The organism is Serinicoccus sediminis (genome assembly GCF_004153545.1).
In the GTDB taxonomy this organism is placed as follows: Bacteria; Actinomycetota; Actinomycetes; order Actinomycetales; family Dermatophilaceae; genus Ornithinicoccus; species Ornithinicoccus sediminis_A.
Window position 1 is genome coordinate 1 of the sequence record NZ_SDVA01000025.1, and the last position, 12,552, is coordinate 12,552.

8 protein-coding genes and 1 pseudogene are annotated in these 12,552 nt (G+C 67.7%); 1 reads left to right on the forward strand and 8 read right to left on the reverse strand.

Annotated features, from left to right (window positions below):
• From EUS26_RS15745 to EUS26_RS15780, 8 genes and pseudogenes are all read right to left on the reverse strand, one after another.
• A pseudogene (locus tag EUS26_RS15745) lies at positions 1-371 on the reverse strand (HNH endonuclease signature motif containing protein); the annotation flags it as partial.
• 345 nt (positions 372-716) lie between these two features.
• Positions 717-917, reverse strand: a complete 201-nt coding sequence (locus EUS26_RS15750) for a hypothetical protein (protein ID WP_130014784.1) — start codon at positions 915-917, stop codon at positions 717-719.
• Positions 898-1,419 carry a hypothetical protein gene (locus EUS26_RS15755; RefSeq protein ID WP_130014785.1) on the reverse strand — a complete coding sequence of 174 codons (522 nt, stop codon included), beginning with the start codon at positions 1,417-1,419 and terminating at the stop codon, positions 898-900. The genes EUS26_RS15750 and EUS26_RS15755 overlap by 20 nt, the downstream gene beginning before the upstream one ends.
• Before the next feature lie 62 nt (positions 1,420-1,481).
• Entirely contained in the window at positions 1,482-2,120 is a 639-nt protein-coding gene (locus EUS26_RS17430) for a nuclease-related domain-containing protein (RefSeq protein ID WP_238149031.1), read from the reverse strand.
• Positions 2,121-2,490: 370 nt separating this feature from the next.
• The gene (locus EUS26_RS15765; RefSeq protein WP_130014786.1) at positions 2,491-5,190 is read right to left on the reverse strand and encodes a UvrD-helicase domain-containing protein; all 2,700 of its coding nucleotides are present in this window, start codon (positions 5,188-5,190) and stop codon (positions 2,491-2,493) included.
• Positions 5,191-5,474: 284 nt separating this feature from the next.
• The gene (locus tag EUS26_RS15770) at positions 5,475-7,349 is read right to left on the reverse strand and encodes a DUF2075 domain-containing protein (protein WP_238149032.1); all 1,875 of its coding nucleotides are present in this window, start codon (positions 7,347-7,349) and stop codon (positions 5,475-5,477) included.
• A 454-nt stretch (positions 7,350-7,803) separates the two neighbouring features.
• Positions 7,804-8,478 (reverse strand): SNARE domain-containing protein, encoded by a 675-nt coding sequence (locus tag EUS26_RS15775; RefSeq protein WP_130014787.1) that lies wholly within the window; start codon positions 8,476-8,478, stop codon positions 7,804-7,806.
• A gap of 87 nt (positions 8,479-8,565) precedes the next feature.
• Entirely contained in the window at positions 8,566-10,245 is a 1,680-nt protein-coding gene (locus EUS26_RS15780; protein WP_130014788.1) for a hypothetical protein, read from the reverse strand.
• 694 nt (positions 10,246-10,939) lie between these two features.
• Between EUS26_RS15780 and EUS26_RS15785 the strand changes: the two genes are divergently transcribed.
• The gene (locus EUS26_RS15785) at positions 10,940-12,544 is read left to right on the forward strand and encodes an McrB family protein (protein ID WP_165368651.1); all 1,605 of its coding nucleotides are present in this window, start codon (positions 10,940-10,942) and stop codon (positions 12,542-12,544) included.
• Positions 12,545-12,552: the final 8 nt, after the last annotated feature.

Here is a 12,552-nt window from a genome sequence, read left to right on the forward strand (position 1 = left end):
GCCAACGCCCGCAGCACCTGCGCCGCACGGTGCACCGGCACCGACCCGTCCTGCACGGCGTCCACCAACGGGACGTGCACCCCCTGCTGGGCGGCGCGGGCGACCATCGCGATCTCGACCGCGGTCCGCGAGGCCAGCCCCGGGCATACCAACCTCACCCAGTCCACCTCGGAGAAACCAGCCTCCTGGTGCAACACCCGGGCGATCCCCTCCCTCGCCACCGCCACCAACAACGCGTGCGCCCGGGCGGCCACCCCATCGAGGGCGCCCAGCACGTCACCCAGCTCGCGCTCCTGCAACAACGCCGGCGACGCCAGCGCCGCCACCGACCGCTCCACGGCGGCGGACAGCTCGGCCAGGACGGCCGCCACACCCTCAGCGCGACCTCCAGCCGCCTCGCTACCCCAACTACCCCTCATAGAACAAATGTACGAGCCAGGTCTGACATACCTGACTAATGACGGCGCGGACGCACCTTGGGCCTTCGGCTACTGACAGCGGCTCAGCAAGGTCAGTCGGGCCTTGCGAGGCTGACAGGTCATGGGCAGCTCTTACCGGGAATCGAACGCCGCGTGGATCGTGCGCGAGAGGCGCCATGCCGTCCCACGTGCCGTCGTGGACTGGTGGGTGATGAGAGCCCCAGCATCCGGCACGCGATGCGGGTCTGACGTAGGTCGTCCGACATTCCGGCCCGGTCTGAGGCTCGACCGCAGGCCTCAGCCGGACACGTCCCACTCCTGGGCCTGAGCGTGCCGCCTGGCCCGGTCCCGCTCCAAGGCCCCGGATGCCTGCGCGAGCAGGAGACTCTCCTCGAGCCACTCGAGTCGTTGCGCCGGGGTCGTCGCCGCCCGCGCCTGGATGGCAGACCCCGCGTCCGAGGTGCCGCGCCAGAGATGCTCAGCCTTGGTCGTGCTCATCGCTCACCACCATAGGTGGGCTCCTCAGCTGCGACAACGCCTCGATGTCAGCGAGGTCCTGCGCGCGCCCGGAATGGCGTTTCATCGTTACCAGGTGCTCGACCGACGCCACGCGCACGGGGACGCCGTCGACGTCGACGATGTCGGAGGACGTGCGGAGGGCGGCGAAGGGCAGGGGGATGTCCGCCAGCAGATCCACCTCGCGCAGTGCGTCGGAGGGGTCGTGCAGCGTGAAGGCCACCAGGTTGCGCTCCTCCACCCAGGTGCGTCGGGTGTCCGGGTCGGCGAACTGCTCGGGTGCGACCGGGAGTCTGGGCACGAGCCCCTGCGCCTTGAGGACGTCGAGGGCGGCGGTGAGGTTGTCGGTCGTGAGGTTGAGCGCGAGGTCCAGGTCGACCGTCATGCGGGCGTGACCGCGCAGGACCACCGCGACGCCGCCGACGACCACGTAGTCGACGCCCGCGTCGTTGAGAGCGTCCAGGAGATCCAGGATGCGGCGCACGTCAGCACCCTATCGGTGACACGTCGCGGTATGGGGTCGTCCGAGCGGTCGGCGGACGGGAGTCAGGCTGGGGGGAAGGCGGCAGCCAGGCGCCGGTGGATGACGGCGATCTGCTCCTCGGTCAGCGGACCCGGCCGCGAGATGATCGTCGCCAGCTTCTTCGGCCAGGTCACCGTGACGTCGCGGATCACGAAGTCACCGCCGAAGAGAGGCCAGTCGGCCTCGACGAAGCACAGCACGCTATGCACCTCGACGGTGTCGTCGGCCAGCGCTCCGCGCACGAGGTCCGCCTGCTTCAGGCCGGCGTCCACGAGCCTGGTGCAGTCGCGGCGGCCGACCAGCAGCTTGTCGACGCGGGGCGTGAACAAGCCACCGTCGACGACGTGGTGCGGTCGCCCCTGGTAGCGCTTGGCGTCCACGACGAAAACCCCGCTGGCGCACACCACCAGGTGGTCGAGGTTGGCCCGGCTCCTCGGTATGCCGCGGTCGTGCATCACGCGGACCAGGTGACCGGCGGTGGCGTCGAGCCGTCGCCCCAGCCGCTCCTCGCCGACCGCGCCGGTCGCCCACGCCTTGGTGCTCTGCGGCTCCTCGGAGATGGCGAGCAGGAGCCCGCCCAGCCGGGGATGCCGGCTCCGGACCCGTTCCTCCCGCTGGGCGACGCGGCGCTCGTGCTCACGGCGGGCGGACGAGCCCGCCACACCTGGCGAGGTGTCGGCTGCAATCGGCGCCAGAACTGGTGGGGGTGTCGGTGCGAGCGCAGGTGAGGGTGTCGGTGGGGTCGGCTTCCCGGACTCCCCACCGTCCACATCGACACTCGCGGGGGCGTCGCCCGGCTGCTCCTTCGTCCCCACACCACCGCCCAAGGGGTCCTCGCTCGGCGACACCCTGTCTCCGGTGGCCCTGACCTGGCAGGTCAAGCAGCAGACCGTCTTCGTCCCCGGGTCGTAGACGGCCCGCGTCCCACGGGGGAGCTCGGTGGCGCACCCGCGGCACCGACCGGCATACCTCAGTCGCATCTCGCGCAGCGCGACGCTGGGGGAGTCTGTCTCAGTCATGGTGCTCCGCCTCTCAGAAGGCTGGCCGACGTGTGGTGGACCTGGTGACGCCCGGGCGCTCTCTCGGCCCAGGTGGTGTGTTGCACGTGTAGGTGCACGCCGGGAAGGTGCTGCAGCCCCAGAAGTGGCCGTTGCGACCGGACCTCTGGCGGAGCACGCCGACCCGGCACCCGGGGCAGGGGGTGGCGACCGGGCGGGGGCCGACGTCTCGCACGAGACCGTCCTGGACGAGCTCGGTCACGAAGGGGGAGGGGTTGTGCTCGGGGCTGATGAGCAGCACCCCGCGGCGTGCCCGGGTGAGCGCCACGTAGAAGAGCCGGCGCTCCTCCGCGTGCGGGTAGGTGTCACCACCGGTCATGGCGAGCGCCAGGACCGGGTCGTCCGCGATCCGGCTCGGGAAGGCGTAGGACCCCGCCGACAGGTTGGGGACGACGACGTAGTCGGCCTCGAGCCCCTTGGCGGAATGGATGGTGCGGAACGCCAGCCGAATCTCCGGCGGGGCTGCGTGCGGCATGAGGCCGCGGTCCTGCTGGTAGCGCCCGAGGACGTCGACGCTCACCGAGTCGGCGCCGACGGCGCCCCCGTGTATGGCGTCACGCAGCCGGGTGAGGAAGTCGCCGATTGCGCGGGGGACCTCGGCGGCGCTCGCCACCGTGCGCAGCTGCACCCCCTCGTGCGCGGCGCGGTCGACCGGCCGGTCGTGGACCGACACGACGGTCTTGCGCACCTGGGCGGGGTTCTTCATGACGAAGCGGGCAGCGGTGTGGCTGATGGACTGGTGGCAGCGGAAGGTCGTCGTCAGGTGCACCGTGGGGCCTGGGCCGAACTGGTCGTGAAATCCCGTCACCACGCTCAGGTCGGCCCCGGCGAAGCGGTTGATGGACTGCCAGTCGTCCCCGACGGCGAGCAGGTGCCGGCCGGGCTGTGCGACCAGGGCTCGGGTGAGCCGGGCCCGCGCCTGGCTGGCGTCCTGGAGCTCGTCGACCATGACCAGCCGGTGGGGGCTGACGTACCTGCCCGACTCGAGGTGGTCGGCGGCCTGCACGAGCATGTCCTCGAAGTCCACGTAGCCGCCGTCGGCGAGCCGGGCCTGCCAGGCGTCATGGATCGGCCAGTAGAGGTCCAGGAAGATGCTGGCGCGCCTGCGGTTGCGCACGAGACCCGCGTCCAGGCGTCGCTTGACCTCCTGCTGGTCCAGCGAGTTCGCCTTGACGTGCAGCATGAAGGTCCGCACGAGGCGGAGCAGGTCGGCGTCCGTGACGACCTTGACGCCTCTGACAGGTGCTCGGTCGGGGTCCCAGTGGAAGCGTATGCCGTGCCTGACCAGCTCTTTCTCGAGGCGGGACAGGCCGTCACCGTGCATGACCTCGGCCCACGTGGTTTCTACCAGGGTCGTGCCGTGCTGCCGATGCAGCTGGCGCTTCCACTCCATACCGTCGAGGTAGTCGGTCCACCCGGGGCGCGGGTTGCCGTCGGCGTCGAGACCCCAGTGCTCGTGCCAGACGTCGATGTCGGGGTAGTAGAAGTCGGGGTGGTACTGCCGGTGCTCGGCGTCCGCGGTGTCGTAGGTGTAGGGGCGCTCGTACTCGTAGGGGACGCCGTGGAGGTAGAGGAAGTTTGCGACCCAGCGCTCTCCCTCGCTCTTGACCGTCGTGCCGTCCATCGCGCGGTAGCCCGCCGCGCGTCGAGCAGGGTCCCACGCGTCTGGAGCAGCCGGCTCGGTGAAGTCTTCGTCCGGCCGGGTGAAGAGCAGCAGCCGGAACCAGTCCCAGGCATACCGGAACTGGGGATTGCAGCCCTTCAACTCCGCCACGATCGCCGACAGGACGCTGAGCTCGTCGTCGTTGTTGGTCAGCCACGGCGCCACCGTCGGCTTGCGACCGGTGGCCCGGCCGATGACCTTGAGCCCGAAGGCGTGGAAGGTGGTCGCCTCGACCCCCTCGGCAGGCAGGCCTGCTGCAGCGAACCGGCGTCGTATGCGCGTCTGCAGCTCGGTGGCGGCGTCCCGGTTGAAGGCGAGGAGCACGATCTCCTCGGGCCTCGCCAGGCCGCGGGACACGGCATACGCGGCCCGGGCCACCATGACCGAGGTCTTGCCTGATCCGGCTGCGGCGATGACGTTGACCCGGTTGTCGTAGGTCACGACCGCGCGCGCCTGCTCGTCGGTCAGCGGGCTGGTCTCGATCGTGCCGAAGAACTGGCGCTGCTGCTGAGTGATCGCAGTCGCGATCTCCTCGTTGACCGCGTGCACCCACCGGCGCGTACCTTCCTCGGTCAGCCAGAGGGGACCGGCTCCCGATGCGTGGTTGGCGACTGCTGGCTCTCCGTCGGCGATACTTGGACGGGTCGAGAGCAGCGTGGTGACCTCCTCCTCGGTGATCCACCGGAGGTCACGCCTAGATGTCTCGATCGTGGTCGAGAGCCTCGCGGTCCAGACAGGGAGCGACCTGGACAGTGCCTCCTGCACGGCGTTCTCGAGGCGTCGGCCCTCCTCGCCGGACAGACCGTTCAGGACGCGGGCTCGCTCCGGCACCCCGGCCACGGTCACGGTGGTCCGCCACCATCGGCGGGTCACCGAGATGCGGTCGGCCCCGGAGGCGGGGATGTCGATCTCATCGATGCCGTGCCGGAGGGTGAACCCGTCGTCGCGACGCACGAGGACCCAGTCCTCGCCGTGCGGCGTGGTGCCGCGCCAGATGACGGCAACCGCCATGGTCACACCCCTTCGTCGTTCAAGGTGGGTACTTACGGCCCCTTACCCCCACTTGCCTGGGCCGACCTGCTTTCGCGCATCCTTGCGTCTCATGCCGGCGCGGCCCAGAAAGCGGGACATTAGCAGAGTTCCCCACGAAGAATTCCTGAAGTGTGCAGCTGCTCCAGGTCGGGAGTCTCGATGGTGGGCGCACACTGAGGTCGGATCTCACTCAACTCAACCTCCTGATGACGAAGTATCTCGCAAGCAAGAACCCGCTGGCTGGGGTTGCTCTGCTATCCCGGTTATTGCCGGACGAGTCCCCGTAGGAATTCGCGGGTCTGAGGGTCGGGGGAGTAGAGCCAGGCGCTCTGCATACCGCGCGTCAGGAGGACCTTGTAGACGTTGCGCACGAGCCGGTCGAAGTCGTGGTCCGACACCTTCGTGCGGCTACGCAGGGCGGGGTCCCGGTTGCCTTCACGCACGGACCGCCAGTGACCGTCCCGCCAGACGAGGTCGGGTCCGATGATGATCCCGGCGTGGTCGTGCTCGAAGCCCTGCGCTGTGTAGATGCACCCCACCTGCCCGAAGCCGGCCGGGTCCGTCGCCCACAGCGCGGCAGCGGGCGCGCCGCCGACCGAGCGATCACCCTTGAGGTTCCACGGTCGCGACCAGTCACCAATTCGCACGTCCGGCACGAGCGTCCCGTCCGGCTCAGGGTCCGACCACGGCCAGCAGTAGCCCGCCGCCATCCGCGCGGTGTAGCCATCGTCCTGGCGCACGGCCAGCACGTGCTCCAGCTCCTCGGGGGAGTCCACGACGTGCAGCTCGAACGTGCCGTCACCCTCCCAGGTGAAGGGCCCGCCGGGGGCCAGCCCGAGCAGCCGCTCGACCCACTCGACATACAACGCCGACCCGCCGCACCGGAACTGGTCGTCGAGGTCGATCTCGTGCACGTCCATGCCCATCGACTCGGCATACCCGGTGATCGCCTGCACGGTGCCCATCTCACCGGGCCGCACCACCTGGTTCTGGTCGAGCAGGAAGACCGGCACCCGCGCAGCGCTGAGCAGCTCGTCCAGCTGTGGCCGCCCAGTCCGGTGCTCCTTGCGGGTGAAGCGCGACTCGGACGTCTCCCGGATGCGGTGCGCCTCGTCGAGGATCAGGCACTCCAGCTCGTTCGGCTCCGCCGCCATGAAGCCGTTGAAGTAGCCGAACAGCTTGCGCACCCGCGGCGCCCGCGCGGCGGCCACCTTGCGCAGCGTCTTGGTGAACGACTGCGACCCCGTCGCGTGCATGACACCACGTCCCTGCCGCGACAGCTCGCCCATGAGCGAAAGCGCGATCACGCTCTTGCCGCTACCAGGTCCCCCGACGACGACGACCGCCGTCTTGGTGGTGCCACGCCGTGCCTTCTCCACCGCGTGCAGCACCAGCTCGTAGGCGTCGCGCTGCTCGTCGAGCAGGACGAACTGCTCCCGACGCTGCACCTCGTCGGCCGCCAGGGCAAGGAGCTGCTTGGAGGGCCCGACGCGGCTGTTCAGCAGTCGGTCTGCGTACTCGGCGCCCGACACCCCGGGCGCGAACCGACTCCTCAGGTAGTCGAGAAAGTCGCCCCGGTCCTGCCCGCTGAACATCCGCGCCGGCCGCGCGAGGTCAGGGGTGGCCATGTCGCGCAGATCTGCGATGCCCAGGTTGGTCGCGTTGTGCAGGTATGCCGTGCCGGCCAGCTCGTGCTCGTCCTCGGCCAGCGTGACGACGAAGTCGGTGAGGTAGTCGCAGTAACCTCGCACCTGCTCGAGCGGGTGCAGCGCGGGGTGGTTGCCGTAGCCGTCGATGCGCACCAGGACGTCGCTGTCCTCGAACCGCTCTGCCTCGCTCCACTGCTTGAGCTCCACCACCAGGTATGACGCGCGCCCGGTCTGCGGATGCTGCCCGGCGAGGACAACATCGGCGCGCTTGCTGGTAAGGGGCAGCTGGTACTCCACGAGCATCTCGACGTCGCCGTGGCCGGCGTCGATGAGATCGGCGCGCAGGCGGGGGAGACTGCGCTCCCAGGAGCGGCGCTCGGAGGGAGAGGCCGAACGACCTGTCGTGATGGCCATCTGCTCCGCGATGTACTGGGCGAGCTGCGCCTCAACGACGGAGAGCCCCTGCGCAGACGATCGAAGCAAGAACACCGGCAGGACTCCCCAGGCAGCACGAAACTCGTGCGGGTGGGGGCGTGTCCTGAATGGAAGCCCGTCGGGCCGCGTATGACGTGCTCACTCTAGGTCGAAGGCGCAAACCTCAGCGAAGGAGGTTGAGCGAACCTAGTAGATGCCGACAAAGTGCCTTCTGCGGCGGCCGTCGTCCAGCGGGTGCGCGGCGGTGGTGAGTCCTTACAGGCCACCGACGATGATGCACGAAGCCCGACCTCTGGCGACTCTGGCGGTCGCCGCTCGACCTTCGGGGGTTGGCGGCGTCATTCCGCCCAGAAGGACGCAGCAGACAGACCCTGGACGTGTCCTTGCTCGTGGCATCACGGCTCTGCCGAAGACCGGGCGTTGGGTATGCGCAGGCGGTTCACACCCTCCCGTGTCGCCGGTGGCGTGACTCGCGACCCGACAGGCCGGCCATCGCAGGACCGGGACGTCAGTCCCCTTGGGATGCCCTGCCGTACCGGCTCTCATGCCACCAGATTGCCCTGTCCAGTCTTCGCGGATGCACGTTGAGGGTGGTTGATGCGTCTCGCACCAGACGACGGACCTCCCGCTCCTTATCCTCCAAGTTCTCTCTCGCGGCCCGTCCGACGTACCGCTTCAGCATGACGTCAACCTTGGTTTCGGTTTCCACGCCGGCGTTCATGAGCAGGTACGACCAGGATTGCTTCCCCAGCCCCGTCACGGACAGCCAGGCTCTCCTCGCGGCACTTAGGTCTGAGCTCACCCGGAGACCCCCCGCGGTGGTTACCGCAATCTCAGGTGCCGAGAACTTGGTGAGGGCCTCATAGACGCCCACGGTGCGAAGTCGGGTAGTGCCAGGGAGCTTGCTCTCGTTTCGCAAGACGTCGACTGCGAAAGGCTCGGGGCCACCCGCATCCTTCATCGACTCGAGTAGGTCTGGCCCACTGTCGGTGGCGCTACACGCACGTAGGTCTCGGTACCGGTTCAGGACGTTGATTGCCGAGGTGGAGGTCGCCCGCAGCGTGTACACGGAGTTCAGCGTGCAAAGCGCCAAAGATCCTCTGAACTCCACGGGTTCAGGCCACCCGCAGGGGTCGCCCAGATCCCTCAGGATGGACGTAACCAGGTTGCTCTGCCTGCTCATTGCGGCAACCTACACGCCGTATGAGAGGTAGGGACGCTCTGGTTACGAAGACATGCCTCAGTGCTTGGCGGTCCCTGCAGGTGCGGATCATCGAGGCTGAGTGGAACTCCTGGCGATGCTTCGCCCGACCAGAGCCGGTAACCAGATGTCCCGCCATGCGCCGATGTCGACGTAGCAGTCGGACGTGTCACCGTCTTCGATCCACAACTCACGCACGTACACGGACTCGCTTGCATTCCTGTCGAGCGGATCTACCCCGACGACTTCCTCGAAGCCGTTGGTGACGGCCGTCCACAGGTCGGGCGTCGATTTGGGGGCTTCGGTGTTTCGCCAGCGATATCGCAAGAATTCCCACAGGAAGGCGTCGCCTCGGCGCCGCCAGCGGTCCGGGGTGGGGTCGAAGAGGTCTGCGATAAGCAACGGAGGGCGTGGGGGGGTCGCGTCTGGCACGGTCAGCCACTGAGGCGCAGGCGCGAACGGGTCTGCTCCAGGGGCCGTGTCAACGACTAGCGAGCCGGTACCAGGATGCCGGAGCCCCAGGACCCGTTCGTCAGCGAGCAGAGCCCAAATGTGGGAGATAGCCCGTCCGCACTCGCCAGGAAGTTGAGAAGGCCGGGTCACAGGCCATACGGTAAGTGCCCCGGCGACCTCGTCCCACGAGAAGCGCATGTTTCTTGAGTCGATCGATACGGTACCGTGCTCAACCCGGTAGGTGAACTGGCCGCCGCGGATCAGTTTAAAGGTCTGACCACTGTATTGCGTGATTCGATCCCAGATGGCGTCGAGGATTGACGGCGGCGGTGGTGGGGGCGGCGGCGGCTCGGGCGGGATGGGGAGCCCTGCCCATCGTGCGTGTTCCTGGGGCGTAGGTGGGCGGGTGTCCTGGGCGTAGCCCGCCCCTCGCCGTGAGGTGGATCCTGCCGCTATGAGGGTGCCATCGGTCAGTGCAGCGACGAGGGGGTCCGCCCACTGCGAGCCGACGATGTGCTTGTTGACGTGCCAGGAAGGTGGTTCGCCGTAGGCCCTGGCCGCTTTCGAGAGCGCGCCGAGTTGATGGTTGCCCACCTTTGAGTAGTCCTCTTCGGACATGTCGTCGCCATGGACAACGATGGCCGTGAGGTAGCACCCGGTCTTGTCCGGTAGGCCCCAGAGCTCCTCGGCTCTGCGGTTCGTCACGGGGGCTTCGCCGTCCGAACTGGAAGTCACTTGGCGCTGTAGCGGCTGTGGCGGACCGTCCGAGCCATCAGTTTCTGGAGACTCCAGGCGGGAAGTGCTGTCGACCTCGGGCCCATCTAGGAAGGGGAGCGTCCCTTCCGGCGCCCAGCCCTGGTCGAACGGGAGCGTGTCGGCGATGGCCGCGCTTACACGCGACGCGTCCGTGACTGGTTCCTCAGTTGCGGGCGCGTCGGGGTCATTCGGCACCGGGCTCTCGATCCCGAGCGTTGAGCAGACGAGGGCAACACCGTTCTCGCTGGCCCGGACGGTCCAAGCTGAGCGACCTTGGGTGCCCGCGGCTCGCCCAATGTTTTCCTCCAAGGCTGTGAGACCCAGCCTCGTAAGTCTCTTGGCGATCGATTCGTTGGTGACTGCGTGCTTGCCGCGTGTGGGCATGGCCGCCCCACGGTGCTCCAAGACGAGACGTGCCAAGAGCAGCGCATCGGGGAAGCTGACGTCGTCACACTCCTCGTCGATTCGGGTGGCGGCCAGGAAGGTCTGGGCCCCAGAGGCCTGGCGACGCGGCGGCTCGTGCCCATGTGCACCGGTCAAGACTCGCTCTCCTCGCTAGATCCGATTGACTAGGCAGCAACCGCCCGCTCACGCATTCAAGCAGTGGGGTTGACCCCGTCCGGTGGACATCGGTTGAGCGGCTTCTGATGCCGCGGTGATGGTCCGGCGCTCGAACGCTACCGGAGGGATCTGGTCGAGGGCGTCGTGCCGCCGGCGACGGTTGTAGACGTTCCCGATCCAGGAGTTCTACCGGTCGGAGCCGACAGACGCAGGCCGACCGTTCGAATCGTCCGAATGGAACTGCTGCACGATCAGGTAACAGTTGGGTCAGGCAGCCTGAGCTGGCCGGGTCATGATGGTCTCGAACCCAGGCGGGGGTCGATCGGCCTAGGGGCGTCCTGACGTCAGCGGCGGTGATAGGTCCGTTGGCTCCAGGCCACGATCCCGACTCGGATGTCTTCGCGGGTGGCCCGGGAGCGGCGGTCCAGGGCGTTGTTCTGCGAGAGTGCGCAGAAGGACTCCATGGCGGCGTTGCCTCCGGCAGCACCGATGCGTCCGATGGATCTTGGTCCCCGCCGTTCTCCGGCAACAACGTCGCCTCGACCCGAGCAACGTTTGCCGCAACCATCCTGAACACGTCTGGCTACTCCGGCGGGGTTGTTCCACAAGCGCCAATCACGGCACCTAGCTAGCCTTGCTGCATGACTGCGCACTCCAACGGCGAAGGGCGACTGTGACAACGACCAATGAGGCTGTCGCCGCTCTCCAGGTCTTCAAGAACGTCATTCTCGAGGGCCCCCCGGGCACCGGTAAGTCGTTCTCGATCGCTTCGATTGCCGAGGCCTGGCCAGGGCTGATCGGCACCAACGACGACGGCGAACCGGCTGCAGGCAACGGATCCTGGTTGGTGACCTTTCACCCAAGCACCAGCTACGAGGAGTTCGTCGAAGGGATCCGATATAACCCCAAGCCTTCCGATCCAAAGGACCCGCACAGTAAGGCTCTGGGCTTCGAGTTGAGGCCCGGGGTCTTCCGCAATTGGATCGAGGCTGCGCGAGCCCAGCCGGACCGAGACTTCCTGGTCCTGATCGACGAGGTGAACCGGGCAAACGTCTCTAAGGTGCTCGGCGACCTGCTGCTTGGGCTGGAAGCCTCGAAGCGACTTCGTCACGATCCGACGTGCACTCGCACGGACAAGATTCATGGAACTTGCTGGACGGACGGTGTAACCACGCAGCTGCCGTACTCCAACGAACTGCTCGGCGTTCCGTCGAACCTGTATGTCCTCGGAACGATGAACACCTCCGACCGGTCGATTACCCCCCTCGACGCCGCGCTGCGGCGCCGGTTCGCATTCGTCCGCGTCGAACCTCTCTCTGGGACTGAGCTGACGGCCGCGCTGACCGCCGCGCTTCCCGGAGCCGGACCGGCTGTCGACCGCTCGGCCGCGGCGCTCGACAGCTTGAACGACGCGTTGCGGCACGCCTTGGGCCCCGACGCGATGCTGGGTCACAGTTACCTATTCGACATCGCCGCCAAGCCAGGACGCTTCCAGTTCTGGATGGAGGTGAACGAAGGTTGTGTCACCTGGGGCCAGCTCCAGACCACGAAGCCCTTTGCCAATGCTCTTCTGGCGGCGGTGGGCGTGGAGACCCCGCTCAGCAAAAGGGGTACCGCAGCCGAGTTGACTATCCACTACGAAGGCACCACCTACAGGAACGTCAAGCTCGAGAACCCAACGAGCGGCAACGTTCGGTTCGGCGGGAACCACACCGGAATCCCGTTCAAGGACATGACCGACGGCGTCACTGTCTGGACGCCGACCGGCATCAGCGAGGTGGAGCTCGGGTACATCCCGCACGACGCCGCCAAGTCGCAGCTCGCCGACTACAGGGCGCGCTCGGTGATCGACTACTCGAGTTCGGCACGCGGTCTTGGACGGGTCTGGTCGACGGAAGGCTCGAGCTACGACGACACCGAGCGGGCGGTCTGGCGGTATGCCATCCTGCCCCAGCTTATCGAGACCGTGAGCCAAGCATTCTCACTGGACCTCATGAGCCCGGCCGTTCGGCAGGACTGGCTGGATGCGAACCTGACCCCCGCCGCCGCCAAGGATGTCGACACCGCGCTCGCCTCGTTCGAGGCGTTCCTCAACAACCACCTCGGCCTGAAGATCTCGCCCACCGGCCACGGTCTCGCCGCGAGCCTCGCAATCGAGGCGTTCGAGCCTGACCAGGAAGTCGAGGCCCCGATCGACCCCGCGGACGACCCCGGAACCGGCGCAGTGGCAGATACGCAGTCTGAGGCCGAGCCTGCCACTGCGGAACCGTCAGAGTAACCGCCGGA